The 17,447-nt window shown below is 65.7% G+C and carries 16 protein-coding genes; 13 read left to right on the top strand and 3 right to left on the bottom strand.

What is annotated here, in order from left to right:
* The first annotated feature begins 144 nt into the window (after positions 1-144).
* The 4 genes from KW836_RS26310 (at position 145) to KW836_RS26295 (ending at position 3,897) form a co-directional block, all read left to right on the top strand.
* Positions 145-423 (top strand): DUF3649 domain-containing protein, encoded by a 279-nt coding sequence (locus KW836_RS26310; RefSeq protein WP_175122875.1) that lies wholly within the window; start codon positions 145-147, stop codon positions 421-423.
* Entirely contained in the window at positions 420-2,135 is a 1,716-nt protein-coding gene (locus KW836_RS26305; RefSeq protein ID WP_218345176.1) for a PepSY domain-containing protein, read from the top strand. Before KW836_RS26310 ends, KW836_RS26305 begins: the two co-directional genes overlap by 4 nt.
* Positions 2,132-2,455 (top strand): DUF3325 domain-containing protein, encoded by a 324-nt coding sequence (locus tag KW836_RS26300; protein WP_056567777.1) that lies wholly within the window; start codon positions 2,132-2,134, stop codon positions 2,453-2,455. The genes KW836_RS26305 and KW836_RS26300 overlap by 4 nt, the downstream gene beginning before the upstream one ends.
* An 86-nt stretch (positions 2,456-2,541) precedes the next feature.
* Positions 2,542-3,897, top strand: a complete 1,356-nt coding sequence (locus tag KW836_RS26295) for a tryptophan--tRNA ligase (RefSeq protein ID WP_218345175.1) — start codon at positions 2,542-2,544, stop codon at positions 3,895-3,897.
* Positions 3,898-3,954: 57 nt separating this feature from the next.
* Here the strand turns inward: KW836_RS26295 and KW836_RS26290 are convergent, their stop codons facing one another.
* Together KW836_RS26290 and tex are read right to left on the bottom strand one after the other, a co-directional pair.
* Positions 3,955-4,461 (bottom strand): hypothetical protein, encoded by a 507-nt coding sequence (locus KW836_RS26290; protein ID WP_218345174.1) that lies wholly within the window; start codon positions 4,459-4,461, stop codon positions 3,955-3,957.
* 347 nt (positions 4,462-4,808) lie between these two features.
* On the bottom strand, positions 4,809-7,184 hold the full coding sequence (gene tex, locus KW836_RS26285; RefSeq protein WP_175184290.1) for an RNA-binding transcriptional accessory protein Tex: 2,376 nt from the start codon (positions 7,182-7,184) through the stop codon (positions 4,809-4,811).
* A 174-nt stretch (positions 7,185-7,358) separates the two neighbouring features.
* Between tex and KW836_RS26280 the strand changes: the two genes are divergently transcribed.
* Entirely contained in the window at positions 7,359-9,449 is a 2,091-nt protein-coding gene (locus tag KW836_RS26280; protein ID WP_218345173.1) for an ATP-dependent DNA helicase, read from the top strand.
* Positions 9,450-9,529: 80 nt separating this feature from the next.
* Here the strand turns inward: KW836_RS26280 and KW836_RS26275 are convergent, their stop codons facing one another.
* Positions 9,530-10,318 (bottom strand): outer membrane protein assembly factor BamD, encoded by a 789-nt coding sequence (locus KW836_RS26275; RefSeq protein ID WP_175123345.1) that lies wholly within the window; start codon positions 10,316-10,318, stop codon positions 9,530-9,532.
* A 107-nt stretch (positions 10,319-10,425) separates the two neighbouring features.
* Between KW836_RS26275 and KW836_RS26270 the strand changes: the two genes are divergently transcribed.
* The 8 genes from KW836_RS26270 (at position 10,426) to KW836_RS26235 (ending at position 17,416) form a co-directional block, all read left to right on the top strand.
* A complete protein-coding gene (locus tag KW836_RS26270; RefSeq protein ID WP_218345172.1) occupies positions 10,426-11,424 on the top strand; it encodes an RluA family pseudouridine synthase in 999 nt (332 codons plus the stop codon).
* Positions 11,412-12,176 carry a peptidoglycan editing factor PgeF gene (gene pgeF / locus KW836_RS26265; RefSeq protein WP_218345171.1) on the top strand — a complete coding sequence of 255 codons (765 nt, stop codon included), beginning with the start codon at positions 11,412-11,414 and terminating at the stop codon, positions 12,174-12,176. The genes KW836_RS26270 and pgeF overlap by 13 nt, the downstream gene beginning before the upstream one ends.
* A gap of 123 nt (positions 12,177-12,299) precedes the next feature.
* Complete coding sequence (locus tag KW836_RS26260) at positions 12,300-13,934, top strand: class I poly(R)-hydroxyalkanoic acid synthase (RefSeq protein WP_218345170.1); 1,635 nt, start codon at positions 12,300-12,302, stop codon at positions 13,932-13,934.
* A gap of 80 nt (positions 13,935-14,014) precedes the next feature.
* Positions 14,015-14,752, top strand: a complete 738-nt coding sequence (locus KW836_RS26255; RefSeq protein ID WP_175137390.1) for a 3-ketoacyl-ACP reductase — start codon at positions 14,015-14,017, stop codon at positions 14,750-14,752.
* 119 nt (positions 14,753-14,871) lie between these two features.
* Positions 14,872-15,438: a polyhydroxyalkanoate synthesis repressor PhaR gene (gene phaR, locus KW836_RS26250; protein ID WP_175122867.1), complete on the top strand. Its 567-nt coding sequence runs from the start codon at positions 14,872-14,874 to the stop codon at positions 15,436-15,438.
* A 222-nt stretch (positions 15,439-15,660) separates the two neighbouring features.
* Entirely contained in the window at positions 15,661-16,197 is a 537-nt protein-coding gene (locus tag KW836_RS26245) for an iron transporter (RefSeq protein ID WP_056569437.1), read from the top strand.
* Positions 16,198-16,229: 32 nt separating this feature from the next.
* The gene (locus KW836_RS26240) at positions 16,230-16,553 is read left to right on the top strand and encodes a cupredoxin domain-containing protein (RefSeq protein ID WP_175123344.1); all 324 of its coding nucleotides are present in this window, start codon (positions 16,230-16,232) and stop codon (positions 16,551-16,553) included.
* Positions 16,554-16,567: 14 nt separating this feature from the next.
* Complete coding sequence (locus KW836_RS26235; RefSeq protein ID WP_175122866.1) at positions 16,568-17,416, top strand: FTR1 family protein; 849 nt, start codon at positions 16,568-16,570, stop codon at positions 17,414-17,416.
* Positions 17,417-17,447: the final 31 nt, after the last annotated feature.

Genomic DNA, 17,447 nt, shown 5'->3' with positions numbered 1-17,447 from the left:
TTCCTGTATTAACGAGAATCGTTATAATTCAGGCCTTATACAGGGAATGGCGGATAAGCTCGGAAACCCCGTCCCCACCCCGGGTCCGCCACGGACCCGCAACCACCTAGAACTCCCGTGAAAGCTCCCGCAGCCGGCGCAGGCATGATGCGCTACAGAATGGCCGTTTTCTCTCGCGCGACGGCCGCCATCCTGGGCGGCTACGCCCTGGCTTCGGCGGCGGCTGCCTGTCTGGCGGTCTGGCTGCCCATGGGGCGCGCCGACGCCGTGACCGCGGCGCAGATGCTGTCCTTCGTGGTCTACGCCTGCGGCGTGATCTGGGTGTTCGCCACGCGCAGCGCCTGGCGCGCCTGGGCCGGCATCCTGGGCCCGGCCGCGCTGCTGGGCGGTCTATTCCTGGCGCATCGGCTGGTGGCGGCATGAAGGCGGCCAAGCACAAGCATCCCGGCGAAGAGGGCATTCGTCAGTCCATGTCCTGGCTGCACACGTGGGCCGGCCTGATCTTCGGCTGGGTGCTGTTCGCCATGTTCCTGACCGGCTCGCTGGCCTTCTTCCGGCCCGAGATCACGCGCTGGATGCAACCTGAGGTTCAAGCCCAGCCGGCGCCGGCAGTGCAGGCCGTTGCCACGGCGCAGCGCTATCTGGCGGAACACGCGCCGGACGCCAAGCGCTGGTTCATCACGCCGCCCTCGGATCGCGAGCCCCTCATCCAGCTGCTGTACCAGACACCCAAGCCCAAGCCGGGCGAACGCGGGTTCGTGCGCGTCAAGCTGGATGCGGCCACCGGCGAGCCCGTGACGGCGCGCCAGACGCGGGGCGGCGACTTCTTCTACCGCTTCCATTTCGAACTGGAGACCGCGTTTCCGTGGGGGCGCTGGCTGGCCAGCATCGCGGGCATGTTCATGCTGGTGGCGATCATCAGCGGCATCATCACGCACAAGAAGATATTCGCGGACTTCTTCACCTTCCGGCCGGGCAAGGGCGGGCAGCGCGCCTGGATGGACGGCCACAACGTGCTGTCGGTGCTGGGTCTGCCGTTTCACCTGATGATCACCTTCAGCGGTCTGGTGCTGTTCATGGTGATGCTGATGCCGGCGGGCATCCAGGCCGTGTACGACAATCCGCGCCAGTTCACGAGCGAGGTCTTCAAGGCCAACAGGATCACGCCGCCGCAGAACCAGCCGGCGCCGCTGGTCGACATCGCGCCGCTGGTGGAACAGGCCCAGCAGCATTGGCAGGGCCGCCTCGGGCGCGTGACCGTCAACAACCCCGGCGATGCGGGCGCCACCATCACGCTGGTGCGCAACGTGGGTGACGGCGTGTCGTACGGGCTGCTGGCGCCATTCATGCGCTTTGACGGGGTGACGGGCGCACTGCAGGAGGCCGAGGACGATCACAGCGCCACCGTCGTGACCACGGGCGTCATCACCGGCCTGCACCTGGGCCTGTTCGCCGAACCGCTGCTGCGCTGGTTCTATTTCATCGTCAGCCTGGCCGGCACGGCCATGGTGGCCACAGGCCTCGTGCTGTGGATCGCCAAGCGCCGTCAGAAGGCGCGGCAGGGCGACGCGCGGGAAGCCTTCTCGCTGCGTCTGGTCGACGGCCTGAATGCGGGCACCATCGCGGGCGTCGTGTTCGGCGTGGCGGCGGTGTTCCTGGCCAACCGGCTCCTGCCGGCCGACATGCCCGGCCGCCAGGTCTGGGAAGTGCGCGCTTTCTTCATGGCCTGGGGGCTGTCGCTGGTCTACGCGTTTTTGTTCCAGCGGCGCAAGTGGCAGGACCTGCTTGCCATCGCCGCCGCCGCGCTGGCGCTGGTGCCCGTGGTCAATGCGCTGACCACCGACCGGCACCTGGGCGTTTCCCTGCCGCAGGGCGACTGGGTGATGGCGGGCTTTGACCTGACGTGCCTGGCCAGCGCCCTGTTCTTTGCCTGGATGGCAATGAAGGCCGCCCGCGCCCGCAAGGCGCCCGCCAGAGCGGCGGGCAAGCCGCGCGCCGCGCGCAACGAAGCGGTCAAGGCCGCCGTCGCCGCCACTGCCCATCCCCCGGCAACCGCCCCAGCCCCCGCCCACGAGCCCGCCGTCCCGGCCGCCGTGCACCGGACCGCTTTTGAACCGCGAGGTGATACGCCATGACGCTTGCCGCCTTCTGCCTGGCCTATGCGGGGTTTTCCGCCCTGTGCCTGGGTATGGACCGTCACTACGAAGACCTGTTCGACCGCGCCTTGCCGCGCCGCCATCGGCTGCCGCTGCGGCTGTTCGGCTGGGCGTCGCTGGCGCTGTCGTTGTGGGCGTCGGCGGCGGTCTGGGGCTGGAGTTACGGCACGGTCGAATGGATCGGCATCCTCAGCATCGCCGGTCTGCTGCTGATCTGGTTCCTGACCTTCCGGCCGCGCGCCGCGCTGACCGCGGGCGGCCTGTGCGCGCTGGCGGCGCCAGTGCTGGCGGTGCTGTAAGCGCGGTGCCCCGAGTCTTTCCGGGGCGGGGCCGGGCTGCGGCACGTTACACTCAGGGCTTCCCCTAGCAACCGCCTTCTCGCCTCATGAACACCCGCGTCCTTACCGGCATCACCACGACTGGAACTCCCCATCTCGGCAACTACGCGGGCGCGATCCGTCCGGCGGTGCAGGCCAGCACGCAGCCCGGCGTGGACGCATTCTTCTTTCTGGCGGACTACCACGCACTGATCAAATGCGACGACCCGGCGCGCGTCGCGCGCTCGCGTCTGGAAATCGCCGCCACGTGGCTGGCAGTGGGCCTGGACCCCGAGCGCGTGACGTTCTACCGCCAGTCGGACATCCCCGAGATCCCCGAACTGAGCTGGCTGCTGACCTGCGTGACCGCCAAGGGCCTGATGAACCGGGCGCATGCCTACAAGGCCTCGGTGGACCAGAACGTGGCCAAGAACGTGGATCCGGACGACGGCATCACCATGGGGCTGTTCTCGTACCCGATCCTGATGGCCGCGGACATCGTCATGTTCAACGCCAACAAGGTGCCCGTGGGCCGCGACCAGATCCAGCATCTGGAAATGGCGCGCGACATCGCGCAGCGCTTCAATCATCTGTATGGCCGCGAGTATTTCTCGCTGCCGGAGGTGGTCATCGAAGAAGACGTGGCGACGCTGCCCGGGCTGGACGGCCGCAAGATGTCCAAGAGCTACAACAACACGATTCCGCTTTTCGAAGGCGGCAAAAGCGCATTGCGCGCCTCGGTGATGCGCATCGTGACTGACTCGCGCGAGCCGGGCGAACCCAAGGACGCCGAATCGTCCCATCTGTACACGCTGTACCGCGCGTTTGCCACGTCCGAGCAATCGGCGGCGTTCCGCCAGCAGCTCGAGGCCGGCATGGGCTGGGGCGATGCCAAGCAGGCGCTGTTCGAGCACCTGGAAAACCTGCTGGCCCCGATGCGCGAAAAGTACGTCGATCTGATGGCCAATCCCGCCCGCATCGAAGACATCCTGCAGGCGGGCGCCGCCAAGGCGCGCAAGCTTGCCGTGCCGTTCATGCAGGAACTGCGCGAGGCCGTGGGCCTGCGCACGTTGGGCGCCGCCGCTACGGCGGGCAAGGGCGCCCAGGGCAAGAAGGAAAAGTCCAAGGGGGCGCGATTCGTCAGCTTCCGCGACGAGGACGGCGGCTTCCGCTTCCGCCTGCTGGCGGCCGATGGCGAGGAACTGTTGCTGTCGCAGCGCTTTGCCGATCCCAAGGAAGCGGGCGCACTGATGCGCCGCCTGCAGTCCGAACCCGCCGACAGCGTCCTGCAGGCCAATGCCCAGGGCTATGCGGTGGTGATCGACGGTGTGACGGTCGCCACCGCGCCCGAAGGCGTGCAGGGCGAACCGGCTGCGGGCATCGCGCGCACGCGAGAAGCGCTGCTGTCGCTGGCGCAGGAATAACCGGTAGCGGGTAGCGGATGGACAAAGACGGCGCGGGCAATCCGCGCCGTTTTGCATTCAGTTCAGGCGTGCGCTGGCGACGATGCGTCCGTCGCGCACCTGAAAGCGCTGCACGCGGCCTTGCCCCGCGATTTCAAGCTGGTCGCCGTCCGAATAGCCCGTGACGTGGGGACAGTCCAGCCATTGCGGATTGATGAACGGAAAATACTTCAGCGTGCCGCTGCCCTCGCTGGCGAAGTCGAACGTGGTGTTGGCCACGACTTCGGGATCCCATTGGCTGGCGTCGTAGGTGATCACGCAGCCGATGCCGATGCGGTAGACGATGCTGGCGCCCATGCTGGCAAATCCCAGCGCGCCCACATGCAGTTGCGCGCCATTGCGCAGTTCGATGACCCGGCTGCCCAGGCGTTCGAGTGTGACGTGCTTGAAGGTGACCGCGGCGCTGTCGACGATCAGATGCGAATACTGACCCAACGCCACGTCGCCGTAGACGCCGCTTGCCGTGGCGTCCTTGTCGGTGATGGTTGCGGTTTCGTTTGCGGCGAGCGTAATGGTGCTGAGCATGACGGAACGGATCTCCGGGCTATCAGGGGGCGCGCTCTTGTTCTGATGCTGCTCCCCGACAGGCGCTTCGCGCAGTAGCTCGCCTGACCGCGGGTGGTTGTGCCGCCGGTGAACGCTTTAGTGAAAGACAGCGTCATGCTGGTTTTTATTATTTAGACACAATTAGATATTTTCACTTATTTCTGTGGTGCCGAATTGCGGGAGCGCAACAAAAGCGCATGGTCTAGGGGTAAGCCCCTAGATTGCAGCAGCACCTGAAGGTGGCCTGAAGGGGCTGCCCAAAAGAAAATCCCGGCGCCTCGGACGCCGGGATTTCGGTAAAGCAGGGATGCCGAGGGATCAGCGGATCAGCGCTTCAACTTGGCAAACGCGTCGGCCATGGCGCTGTTCATCGACGCTGCTGCGCCGCCGCCTGCGTTGCGGCCGCCATCGCCCTGACGGCGCGGGCGATCACCCCCCTTGGGCGCATCGGCGCTGCGGCGGGCGGGCGCGGCGGTGTCGTTCAAGCGCATGGTGAGCGCCACGCGCTTGCGCGCGGCGTCCACTTCCAGCACCTTGACGCTGACCGTCTGGCCCACGCGCACCACGTCGCGCGGATCCTTCACGAACTTCTCGGCCAGCGCCGAGATGTGGACCAGTCCGTCCTGGTGCACGCCGATGTCGACGAACGCGCCGAAGTTGGCCACGTTGGTCACCACGCCTTCCAGCACCATGCCCGGGTACAGGTCGTTCAGCGTTTCCACGCCTTCCTTGAACTGCGCCGTCTTGAACTCCGGGCGCGGATCGCGGCCGGGCTTTTCGAGTTCAGCGAAGATGTCCTTGACGGTCGGCAGGCCGAAGCGCTCATCGGTAAAGTCCGACGGCGACACGCCCTTCAGGGCTTCGCGCTGGCCGATGATCTGCTTCACTTCGGCCTTGATCTTGGCCACGATGCGCTCGACCACCGGGTAGGCTTCGGGGTGGACCGAAGAGGCGTCCAGCGGGTTGTCGCCGTTGGGGATACGCAGGAAGCCCGCGGCCTGTTCAAAGGCCTTCTCGCCAAAGCGCGGAACCTTGCGCAGGACCTCGCGCGTGGGGAACGCGCCGTTTTCGTCGCGGAAAGAGACGATGTTCTTGGCCAGCAGCGAGTTCAGGCCAGACACGCGGGCCAGCAGCGCGGCCGACGCCGTGTTCACGTCCACGCCCACCGCGTTCACGCAGTCTTCGACCACGGCGTCCAGCGAGCGCGCCAGTTCGCGCTGGTTGACGTCGTGCTGGTACTGGCCCACACCGATGGCCTTGGGATCGATCTTGACCAGTTCGGCCAGCGGATCCTGCAGGCGGCGGGCAATGGACACGGCGCCGCGCAGCGTCACGTCGAGGTCGGGGAATTCCTGGGCGGCGATTTCGGAGGCCGAATACACCGACGCGCCCGCTTCGGAAACGACGACGCGGGTGACCTTCAGGTCGGGGAAGCGCTCCATCATGTCGCCGACGAGCTTTTCGCTTTCACGCGAAGCCGTGCCGTTGCCGATGGCGATCAGGTCCACGTTGTGGCGCGCCACCAGCGCGGCCAGCGTGTTGATCGTGCCTTCGCGGTCGCGGCGCGGTTCGAACGGATACACGGTGGTGGTGTCGACGACCTTGCCGGTCTTGTCGATGACGGCGACCTTGCAGCCGGTGCGGATGCCGGGGTCCAGGCCCAGCACGGCCTTCGGACCGGCCGGCGCGGCCAGCAGCAGGTCTTTCAGGTTGGCGGCGAAGACGCGAATGGCCTCGGCTTCGCCGCTTTCGCGCAGGCGGCCGATCAGTTCGCTTTCGAATGCGGTCAGGAGCTTGACGCGCCAGGTCCAGCGGCAGACTTCGCCCAGCCAGCGCGCGCGCGGCGTGGCGTCCAGTGCGAACAGGCCGTTGCCGAGCTTCAGGAAGTTGGCGATACGGGCCACGCACGGATGCGGCGTCTGGGCTTCGAGGTCGGCTTCCAGGCCAAGGCGCAGCTCGAGCACGCCTTGCTGGCGGCCGCGCAGCAGCGCCAGGATGCGGTGCGAGGGCAGGGTGCGCAGCGGCTCGTTGAAGTCGAACCAGTCGCGGAAGTTGGCGCCTTCGGTTTCCTTGCCCTCGATCATCTTGGAGTAGACCAAGCCGGTGGACCACAGGTGCTCGCGCATGTCGGCCAGCAGGTCGGCGTTTTCGGCGTAGCGTTCGGCCAGGATGTCGCGCGCGCCATCGAGCGCCGCCTTGGCGTCGTTGATGGCGGCTTCGGGATTGAGGTATTGCGCGGCCAGCGCGGCGGGATCGCAGGCGGGATCGGCCAGGATGGCGTCGGCCAGCGGTTCGAGGCCGGCTTCGCGGGCGATCTGGGCGCGCGTGCGGCGCTTGGGTTTGTACGGCGCGTACAGGTCTTCCAGGCGCTGCTTGGTGTCGGCCGTGGCGATTTCCTGCTGCAGCTCGGGCGTCAGCTTGCCTTGCTGCGAAATGGATTCCAGGATGGCGCCGCGGCGTTCTTCGAGCTCGCGCAGGTAGCCCAGACGGACTTCCAGGTTGCGCAGCACGGTGTCGTCCAGGCCGCCGGTCGCTTCCTTGCGGTAGCGGGCGATGAAGGGCACGGTGGCGCCGTCATCCAGCAGTTCCACCGCCGCAGCGATCTGGGAGGCGCGGGCGCCCAACTCGGTGGCGAGTTGAGCGACGATGCGGGCGTTGTCGACGCCGGTGGCGACGTTCGTGATAGTGGAAGTTTCAGACATCTCTATACGACGGCAAAAAGGGAAAACGAGGGGCGGATTGTGCCATAAGCCGTTGTTACGGAACGTGGCCGAAGTGTCTGATCCGTCCCTCTGCCAAGGGCATTGCGGCAGGCCGCAAGCAGGAAACCGGCGCGCCAGCGGGTATCATTTGGGGCCCTACATTAGGCTGCTGTAATGCTGGACCTGGACATATCCGAATTCTTTGACGAGGACGGGCCGCTGGCCACGGCCTTGCCCGGCTACAAGCCGCGTCCATCGCAGGTGGAACTGTCGCAGGCCATTGGCCAGGCCATCCAGGACCGCGCCACGCTCGTGGCCGAAGCCGGCACCGGCATCGGCAAGACCTGGGCCTATCTTGTACCCGCCTTCATCCAGGGCGGCAAGGTGCTCATTTCCACCGGCACACGCACCCTGCAAGACCAGCTTTTCGCGCGCGATCTGCCGCGGGTGCGCGCCGCGCTGGCTGCACCCGTCACGGCCGCGCTGCTCAAGGGCCGCGGCAACTATGTGTGCCACTACCACCTCGAACGCCTTCAGGGCGACGAGCGCGCGCTCAAGTCCCGCTCCGAAATCCAGCAGCTGCGCCAGATCCAGGTGTTCGCGGGCATCTCCAAAACGGGCGACCGCAGCGACCTCGCGCAGGTGCCCGAAGACGCCGACATCTGGCAACGCGTCACGTCCACCCGCGAGAACTGCCTGGGCCAGGAATGCCCGCGCATCCGCGATTGCTTTGTCGTCAAGGCGCGCCGCCAGGCGCAGGAAGCCGACGTCGTCGTGGTCAACCATGCGCTCTTCATGGCGGACCTGATGCTGCGCGAAGAGGGCGTCACGGACCTCCTGCCTGAAGCCGACACCGTCATCTTCGACGAAGCGCATCAATTGCCCGACACCGCCACGCGCTTTCTGGGCAGCAGCGTATCCACGCACCAGTTGATGGACTTCGGCCGCGCGCTGGAAGTCGCGGGGCTGGCCTATGCGCGTGAAGCCGCCAAATGGAGCGACGTCAGCCGTCACATCGAAACCGCCGCGCGCGAATTGCGGCTGGTCTGTGCGCCGCTCGACAAGATGCCGGGGCGCAAGGCCACGTTCGAGGCCATCCCCAATCCCGAGGAATTCGACGAGGCGCTGCTGTCGCTGCGCGAAGCCATCGACAGCGCCACCAAGGCGCTGGGCGCCGTCGCCGAAAAGCATCCGGATCTACTCGCCGCTGCCCGCATGGGTGCGGAAATTTCGGTCAAGCTCAAGCGCTGGGCCACGCCCGGGCGCAGCAGCAGCGCGCACGACGACGAAGGCTGGGGCCGCGACGATCAGGCCCCCGTGCAGAGCCCGCTGGGCGACGGTCCGTCCACGCCCGCGGCATTGCTTGAAGGCGCCGCGCAGGCCGAACAATGGACGGGCCCGGCCGTGCGCTGGGTCGAACACGGCCTGCATCACGTGCGGCTGCATTCGGCGCCGCTGTCCGTGGCGCAGGCGTTCTCCAAGTTCCGCAAGCCCGGCCAGGCCTGGATCATGACCTCGGCCACGCTGTCGATCAACGGCGAATTCACGCACTTCACCAGCCAGCTCGGCCTGGATACCGCCCGCACCGGCAAATGGGAGTCGCCGTTCGACTACCCCGAGCAGGCGCTGCTGTTCGTGCCGCGCGGCATGCCTGAACCGCAATCGCCGCAATTCCTGGATCGGTTCGTCCAGACGCTGATGCCGCTGCTTGAGGCCAGCCCGGGCGGCACCCTGGTGCTCTGTACGACGCTGCGCGCCGTCGACAAGGTTGCCAGCCTGCTGGCCGACGCCTTCGACGACGCGGGTCATGACTGGCCGTTGCTCAAGCAGGGCGAGGGCACTCGCCGCGATCTGCTGGACCGCTTCTGCAAGCTCAAGCATCCGGTGCTGGTCGGCAGCGCCAGCTTCTGGGAAGGCATCGACCTGCCGGGCGACGTGCTGACGCTGGTGGCGATCGACAAGCTGCCGTTCGCGCCGCCGGACGATCCCGTCATCGAGGCCCGCCTGCGCGCCTGCAGGGCGCAGGGCGGCAATCCGTTTGCCGAATACCAGTTGCCCGAAGCCGCGATCTCGCTCAAGCAGGGCGCGGGCCGGCTTATCCGTACCGAATCCGATTGGGGCGTGCTGATGGTGGGCGACGCGCGGCTGGTGGAAAAGCCGTACGGCAAGCGCCTGTGGCGCGGCCTGCCGCCGTTTGCGCGCACACGCGAGCTGGAAGAGGTGCTGGCGTTCTACCGGCGTAAACGCGGACCGGACGACGCGTAGCACGACCCCCCGCGCGCCCAGCAGGCGAAAAAAAGCCCTTCAGAAATCTGAAGGGCTTTTTGCTTCCCATGCAGGCGGAATCAGTTGAAGGGATTCCACCAGCTCCTGTCGGCCTTCAGGCCCTGGGTCCGGAACGCGCTGTTCGGGAAGTTCTTGTCGTAGACGCGCTGAGCATCGTTCTTGAGGTCGGTCATGTTCAGTTTGTCGTACGACTGAACCATCAGGTAGAGGGCCTCTTCGGTGGCGGGGGCGCCTTCGAAGTCGGTGATGACGGTCTGCGCGCGATTGGCGGCGGCCACGTAGGCGCCGCGTTCGTAGTAATAGCGGGCGACGTGGACTTCGTTCATGGCGATGGTGTTGACCAGCCACGCCACGCGCTTTTCGGCGTCGACGCTGTACTTGCTTTCCGGGTAGCGCTTGATCAGCTCGGTGAAGGCGTCATAGGACGCGCGCAGACCCTTGGGATCGCGCTCGGCCGGATCCTGGCCGGTGATGTTGCTCATGAAGGCGCTGGCCGGCGTGAAGTTGACCAGGCCCTTCAGGTAGAGCGCGTAATCGGTGCCGGGGTGATTGGGATAAAGCTGCTGGAAGCGGTCGATGGCGGCGAGCGCCTGCTCGTTTTCGCCGTCTTTCCAGTTGACGTATGCCAGTTCAAGCAGCGCCTGCTGCGCGTAGACGCCGAACGGGTAGCGGCTTTCGATGGCGGTCAGGCGCTCGCGCGCTTCCTTCCAGCCGCCCGACGCCATTTCGGCCTTGGCGTCCGCGTAGAGTTGTTCTGCGCTCCAGTTGGTGGTCTTGTCGTATTTGCTGTCCGCCCCGCTGCAACCGGCGATGACGATGACGGCAAAAAGCGCGATGACCACGCGCAAAACCGACCCGCTGCGGGATGCGGGGTTCGAGGGAGCTGCAGGGTGGTGAATCACGAGAATCGTATCCTTGGTGTTAGCATGGCAGGCTGATTATATGATTTGTCTCCATGTCTGATACAGCCGCCCGCGCAGATCTTGTTTCCGACGATAGCGCCGACGAAAATCTCGACGAATCCGGCCGCGGGGAGCCGCAACTTGTAACCGTGCCGTCCGCCACGCGCGCCGACCGGCTCGACAAGATTCTGGCCGGCCTCCTGCCCGACCATTCTCGCAACCGCCTGCAAGGCTGGATCGAATCCGGCAACGTCCTGGTCAACGGGGCGCCAGGCAAGATCCGCCAGACGGTCGGCCCCGGCGACGAACTCACCATCTGGGCCCAACCCGCGCCCGACGCGCTGGCCTTCACGCCCGAACCCGTTGAGTTCGGCGTGGTCGCCGAAAGCCCCGACTGGATCGTCGTCAACAAGCCGGCGGGCCTGGTCACCCACCCGGGGGCCGGCAACTGGAGCGGCACGCTGCTCAACGGCCTGCTGCATCGCTACCCGGAGCTTGCGCAGGTTGCCCGCGCGGGCATCGTGCACCGCCTGGACAAGGACACCTCCGGCCTGATGGTCGTGGCCCGCAACGACATCGCCCAGACCCATCTCGTGCGCCAGCTTCAGGCGCGCAGCATGGGCCGCGAATACGTGGCCCTGGCGCACGGCTGGGTTGCCGCCGCAGGCAAGGTCGACCGCGCCATCGGCCGCGATCCGCGTGTGCCGGTGCGCATGAGCGTTGAACGGCCCGTCGCGCCCAAGCCGGCGATCACCAATTACGCGCCGGCCCGGCGCGGCTCGGTGGAACCCGGCGGCCGTGTCACCGAAGTGGTATGCCGCCTGGAAACGGGACGAACCCACCAGATCCGAGTGCACATGGCCAGCCTGGGGCATCCGCTGCTGGCCGACACGATCTACGGCGGCAAGAACATTGCCGGGGCGGAGCGCCAGATGCTGCACGCCCGCGCGCTCCATTTCGACGATCCCGGCGGCAAGGGCGACATCGACTTCGACGCGCCGGTGCCTGCCGACATGGCGCAGGTCCAGGAGAGCATTGCATGGAACGCCTGATTGCAGACCTGCCCGTCGTGACGGGACCCGACTGGAATGGCGTCAGCTACTTCTGCACGACCCGCGCCGGTGGCGTCGGCGTGGCGCCCCATGACACCCTCAATCTTGGCCTGCGGGCCGAAGACAACCCCGAGGCCGTGGCCGAGAATCGCCGCCGCGTGCGCGCGGCAGTGCCGGCCGACCCGCTGTGGCTGCGTCAGGTGCATGGCAGCGAGGTCGTGGACGCGGACGCGATCGACGTGCCGGCGGAGCCTGCCGTGGACGCCAGCGTCACGGCGCAGCCCGGGCGCGTCCTGGCCATCATGGTGGCCGATTGCCTGCCGGTGCTCATCGCCGACACAGAAGGCAAGGTGCTGGGCGCGGCGCATGCCGGCTGGCGCGGCCTGGCGGGCGGGGTCCTGGAACATACGCTGGACGCCATGCGCGCCAAGGCGCCGCAGGCGGCCGGTTGGCGCGCCTGGGTCGGACCCGGCATCGGCCCGCAGCATTTCGAAGTGGGGCAGGACGTGCTGGACGCCTTCACGGCGGACGACCCGGCCACGGCGCGCTTTTTCGCGCCACGTGCCGGCGCGGCCGGCAAGTGGCTGGCCGACCTCGCCGGATTGGCGGATTTCCGGCTGCGGCGCGCCGGGGTACAAGAGGTCTCCCTCAGCGGCGAATGCACGGTGACGCGCAAGGACCGGTACTTTTCCTACCGCCGCGACGGGGTGACGGGACGCATGGCAATGCTGGCCTGGTTGCACCCGGTTTGACGCCGCGCAAAGGCCGGCGCCGGCCTTGCGTCCCGCGGCAGCAGCCTCCTTGTATACCCGCATTGACAGCCCTGGACCCGGAATGCAACATCAATCGCGAAGTCTCGATAACAAGGTGTCGAAGTGAATGCCAATCTCTCCGCAGGTCCCATTCCGGTGAGCGTGGCACCGGAAGTCCTGGCTGACATCCAGGCAGAGTTCGCGCGCGAATGGCAACGCCTTTGCGACGATGCCCAGCGCGGCACGCTGGCGCCGCCGTCCGATCGCCGGTTCTCGGGCGATGCCTGGGCGGCGAACGCGTCGCATCTGTTGCTGGCGCATACCTATCTGCTGTCCGCCCGCGCCATGCAGCGCATGGTCGATGCCGCGCAGGTCAGCGAGCCCATGCGCGACCGCCTTCGATTCTCCATCATGCAGTGGGTCGACGCGCTGTCGCCCAGCAACTTCCTGGCATTGAATCCCGACGCGCAGCAATCCATCGTCGAAAGCGCGGGACGCGCGTTGAACGAAGGTCTTGCGAACCTGCTGGGCGACGTTCAGAAAGGCCGCATCACACAGACCGACGAGTCCCAATTCGAGATCGGCCGCAACGTGGCCACCACGCCCGGCGACGTGGTGTTCGAGAACAAGCTGTTCCAGCTCATCCAGTACGCGCCGTCGACCGGCACCGTGCACGAACGGCCACTGGTCATCGTGCCGCCGAACATCAACAAGTTCTACATCCTGGATCTGCAGCCCGAGAACTCGTTCGTGCGTCACGCGGTCGGGGAGGGCTTCACGGTCTTCCTGATTTCCTGGCGCAATCCGGTGGCGGCCGATACCGACGGCGTGGACCGCGCCACCTGGTCCGACTACCTTGACGACGCGGTGCTGCAAGCGCTGCGCGTGGCCAGCGACATCACGAAGCAGCCGCAGGTCAATGCGCTGGGCTTCTGCGTGGGCGGCACGATGCTGGGCGCGGCGCTGGCGCTGGCCGAAGCGCGCGGCGAGCATCCCGTGGCTGCGCTGACGCTGCTCACCTCGATGCTCGATTTTCACGACACCGGCGTCCTGAACGTCTTCGTCGACGAAACCCACGCGCTCATGCGCGACCATCAACTGGGCAACGGCGGCCTGATGGCGGGCCGCGATCTCGCCACCACCTTCTCGTTCCTGCGCCCCAATGAGCTGGTCTGGAACTACGTGGTCGGCAATTACCTGAAGGGTCAGAAGCCCCCGGCCTTCGATCTGCTGTTCTGGAACGGCGACAGCACGAACCTGCCGGGGCCTTTCTTTTCCTGGTATTTCCGCAATACCTACCTTGAGAACAACCTCAAGGTGCCGGGCCGCGCGCAGGCCGCCGGCCTGCCGCTGGACCTGACGCGGTTGCGCATGCCGGTCTATATCTTCGGTTCGCGCGAAGACCACATCGTGCCGTGGGTCTCGGCCTACGCGTCTACACAGGTGCTGCGCGGACCGCAGCGTTTCGTGTTGGGCGCATCCGGCCACATCGCGGGCGTGGTGAATCCGCCCGCCAAGAAGCGCCGCAGCTACTGGGTGGCCGATGCGCTCGAACAGGAAAGCCAGCCGCTTCCCGGCGACCCCAACACGTGGTTTTCGCAGGCCGTGGAGCAACCCGGAAGCTGGTGGCCGGACTGGTCGGGCTGGCTGGCCGAGCATTCGGGCAAACAGGTCAAAGCAAGGACAAAGGCAGGCAATGCCAAGTACCGGCCGATCGAGCCGGCCCCTGGCAGATATGTAAAGGTCCGGGCGGCCTGATACCGCGTATCGCGGTCCGATCCCCCGGGCAGGAAGATGTTTAATCAACGAGGCGTCCGTCGCACACAGGAGGAAGTCCAATGAGCGGAAAACTGGCTTACGTAACAGGCGGGATGGGCGGGATCGGCACCTCTATTTGCCAGCGCTTGGCCAAGGATGGCTTTCGCGTCGTGGCAGGTTGCGGCCCCAGCCGCAATTACCAGCAATGGCTGGATGAGCAAGCCGCGCAGGGGTTCACGTTCTACGCGTCGGTGGGCAACGTGTCCGATTGGGACTCCACCGTCGCCGCCTTCGAGAAGGTCACGGCTGACCTCGGGCCGGTGGACGTGCTGGTCAACAACGCGGGCATCACCCGCGACGGGCTGTTCCGCAAGATGACGGCCGACGATTGGCGCGCGGTCATCGACACGAATCTGAACAGCCTGTTCAACGTGACCAAGCAGGTCATCGACGGCATGGTCGAGCGCCAGTGGGGGCGCATCATCAACATCAGTTCGGTCAATGGCCAGAAGGGTCAGTTCGGCCAGACCAACTACTCCACGGCAAAGGCCGGCATCCACGGGTTCACGATGGCGCTGGCGCAGGAAGTGGCCAGCAAGGGCGTGACCGTCAACACGATCTCGCCGGGATACATCGGCACCGACATGGTCCGCGCCATCCGGCCGGACGTGCTGGAAAAAATCGTCGCCACGATTCCGGTGCGCCGTCTTGGCACGCCCGAGGAAATCGCGTCCATGACGTCGTGGCTGGCGTCGGATGAATCCGGCTTTTCGACCGGCGCGGACTTCTCGCTGAACGGCGGCCTGCACATGGGTTGACGTGACATGGGCCGCCCCGCGGCGGCCCACTGGCGCTGTACGGCTTCGGGCAGAGGGCCGTACGGCATTACACTCACATTATTCGAAGCCTAAAGAGATCGCCCGATCCGGGGACAACCATGACGCAAGCACAAACCGGCGCCAGCCTGCGCCTGATTAAAAAATACCCCAACCGTCGCTTATACGACACCCGGACCAGCACCTACATCACCCTGGCAGATGTCAAGCAACTGGTCCTGGCGAACGAGGAATTCCAGGTTGTCGATGCGAAGAGCAGCGAAGACCTGACGCGCAGCATCCTCCTGCAGATCATTCTTGAAGAGGAGAGCGGCGGCATGCCCATGTTCTCCTCGAACATGCTGTCGCAGATCATCCGTTTCTACGGCCACGCCATGCAAGGCATCATGGGCTCGTACCTGGAAAAGAACATCCAGGCCTTCATGGAGATCCAGCAGCGCATGGCCGAGCAGTCCAAGGGCCTGTACGGCAGCCAGTTCGGGCCGGAAGCCTGGACGCAATTCATGAACGTGCAGACGCCGATGCTGCAGAACATGATGAACAACTACATCGACCAGAGCAAAAACCTGTTCGTGCAGATGCAGGATCAGATGCAGGATCAGACGCGCGCGATGTTCTCGACCTTCCCGTTCACGCCGGGCAGCACCCCGGGCGCGGGCCGCAAGTAACCACCGCCGGGCGCAGGGCCTGACCGGTCCGCGTCAATGCAAAAAAGCCGTCTTGGCGCATGCCAAGGCGGCTTTTTACTGATTGAGCCAACGCAATGATCCGGCACTTTTAGTGCGGCCAGGTTCAGGGTTGTGTCAGCAAAATCCACTAAATTAATGAAAACGGTTCTTGTTTGTGTTTTGAGAGCCGCTATTTTCATTTGTGTCTCAAGGATTATGCACATGATCAAGAAAGCCTTGGCGCTGGCCATTGTCGCGTTGAGCGTGTCCGCCGCCCATGCGGCCGAATACCCCATCGGCAAGCCTGTCGAAAAGGGCGGCATGGAAATCGGCGCGGTGTATCTGCAGCCGATCGAAATGGACCCGCCCGGCATGATGCGTCCGGCCAAGGATTCCGACGTGCACCTGGAGGCCGACATCCACGCCACGGCCGGCAACAAGACTGGTTTTCCTGAAGGCGAGTGGGTGCCGTATCTGGTCGTGAATTACGAGATCCAGAAGGTCGGCAGCCAGAACGTGCAGAAGGGCACGTTCATGCCGATGGTCGCCAACGATGGCCCGCACTATGGCGAAAACGTGAAGCTCGAGGGCCCGGGCAAATACAAGCTCAAGTACACCATCCTGCCGCCGACGGCGAACAAGATGAGCCACTTCGGCCGTCACGTCGACAAGGAAACGGGTGTGGGCGAATGGTTCGAGCCGTTCGACCTGGAATATGAATTCGTCTACGCCGGCACCGGCAAGAAGGGCGGTTACTGATCGTGCGCCGCCTGCTTCGCGTACTTGCCGCAATGCTCATCGGCCTGTCCGGCGTAGCCGGCATGGCGCCCGCGCAGGCGGACGAACTGCCCACGTTCACCTTGCGGTTCAAGCCGGACGGCACGTTTGAGCCGGCCACGCTGGAAGTGCCCGCGGGCCGTTTCAAGATTGAACTCATCAACGAGAGCAACGAGCCGGTGGAATTCGAAAGCATTCCGCTGCGCAAGGAAAAAGTCCTGGGACCGGGGGTGAAGTCCTTCGTGGTCATCACCATTTCGCGTCCCGGCGAGTATCCCTTTTTTGACGACTTTCACCAGAGCGTGAAAGGCACCTTGGTCGTCAAGCCCAAGGAATAACGCGGCACCAAAGCATGGAACAGGTACTTTTCATCGTCTGGCGCGAAAGCGTCGAAGCCCTGCTCGTGGTGGGCATCCTTTACACGTGGCTGCGCGCCACGCCGGAAGGCAAGCGCGGGCTGCCGTACCTGTGGGGCGGCGTGGCGGCGGGCCTGGCGTTGGCCGTGGCGCTGGCGCTGGTGCTGCTGGGCGTGTCGTCCTGGCTCAGCGATGAAGGCCAGGAATGGTTCCAGGCCATCATGTCGCTGGCCGCTTGCGCGCTGGTGGTGCAGATGGTCGTGTGGATGAAGAAGCACGGCCGCACGCTCAAGGGCGAACTCGAAAGCGGGGCGCGCGCCTCCGTGGCAAGCGACAACTGGTGGGGCCTGCTCGTGCTGGTCGCCATCGCCGTCGCCCGCGAAGGCAGCGAGACCGTCGTGTTCCTCTACGGCACGGTGTCGGCGGGCGAGGGCGGCAGCGACATGCTGATGCTGGCCGTCGCAGGCGTGGCCGGTTTCGCGGTGGCGCTGCTGACGTTCTGGCTGCTGCAACTGGGCGGCAAGCTCATCACGTGGCGCCGCTTCTTCTTCGTGACCGAAATCCTGTTGCTGCTCCTGGCCGGCTCGTTGCTGGTGGGCGGCCTGGACCACCTGATTTCGCTGGATGTCCTGCCGACCATCGTGGACCCGGTCTGGGACAGCTCCTGGCTGTTGAGCGACAGCACGGGCATTGGCAAGGTGCTGGCCGACTTCGCGGGATACCGCGCATTGCCCGCGTTGTCCTCGCTGCTGTTGTGGGTGGCTTACTGGATCATCGTCTGGGCGCTGCTGCGCTGGGCGGGCGGACGGCCTGCGCCCGTGGCCGCTGCCCGCGGAGCATCCTGATTCCGGTGTTTTCTCCGGACTGATTTTCTTA

The sequence above is a fragment of the Achromobacter sp. ACM05 genome (assembly GCF_019218915.1).
In the GTDB taxonomy this organism is placed as follows: Bacteria; Pseudomonadota; Gammaproteobacteria; order Burkholderiales; family Burkholderiaceae_B; genus Achromobacter; species Achromobacter animicus.
This window is presented reverse-complemented; position numbering and strand designations above follow the sequence as displayed.

What these genes read in the sequence shown, in the direction of transcription:
- KW836_RS26300 (WP_056567777.1), top strand. Translation starts at nt 2,132, where the DNA reads ATGACGCTTGCCGCCTTCTGCCTGGCCTATGCGGGGTTTTCCGCCCTG.
- KW836_RS26295 (WP_218345175.1), top strand. Translation starts at nt 2,542, where the DNA reads ATGAACACCCGCGTCCTTACCGGCATCACCACGACTGGAACTCCCCAT.
- KW836_RS26240 (WP_175123344.1), top strand. Translation starts at nt 16,230, where the DNA reads ATGCTCATCGGCCTGTCCGGCGTAGCCGGCATGGCGCCCGCGCAGGCG.
- tex (WP_175184290.1), bottom strand. Translation starts at nt 7,184, where the DNA reads ATGTCTGAAACTTCCACTATCACGAACGTCGCCACCGGCGTCGACAAC.
- KW836_RS26245 (WP_056569437.1), top strand. Translation starts at nt 15,661, where the DNA reads ATGATCAAGAAAGCCTTGGCGCTGGCCATTGTCGCGTTGAGCGTGTCC.
- pgeF (WP_218345171.1), top strand. Translation starts at nt 11,412, where the DNA reads ATGGAACGCCTGATTGCAGACCTGCCCGTCGTGACGGGACCCGACTGG.
- KW836_RS26255 (WP_175137390.1), top strand. Translation starts at nt 14,015, where the DNA reads ATGAGCGGAAAACTGGCTTACGTAACAGGCGGGATGGGCGGGATCGGC.
- KW836_RS26290 (WP_218345174.1), bottom strand. Translation starts at nt 4,461, where the DNA reads ATGCTCAGCACCATTACGCTCGCCGCAAACGAAACCGCAACCATCACC.
- KW836_RS26235 (WP_175122866.1), top strand. Translation starts at nt 16,568, where the DNA reads ATGGAACAGGTACTTTTCATCGTCTGGCGCGAAAGCGTCGAAGCCCTG.
- KW836_RS26310 (WP_175122875.1), top strand. Translation starts at nt 145, where the DNA reads ATGATGCGCTACAGAATGGCCGTTTTCTCTCGCGCGACGGCCGCCATC.
- KW836_RS26280 (WP_218345173.1), top strand. Translation starts at nt 7,359, where the DNA reads ATGCTGGACCTGGACATATCCGAATTCTTTGACGAGGACGGGCCGCTG.
- phaR (WP_175122867.1), top strand. Translation starts at nt 14,872, where the DNA reads ATGACGCAAGCACAAACCGGCGCCAGCCTGCGCCTGATTAAAAAATAC.
- KW836_RS26270 (WP_218345172.1), top strand. Translation starts at nt 10,426, where the DNA reads ATGTCTGATACAGCCGCCCGCGCAGATCTTGTTTCCGACGATAGCGCC.
- KW836_RS26305 (WP_218345176.1), top strand. Translation starts at nt 420, where the DNA reads ATGAAGGCGGCCAAGCACAAGCATCCCGGCGAAGAGGGCATTCGTCAG.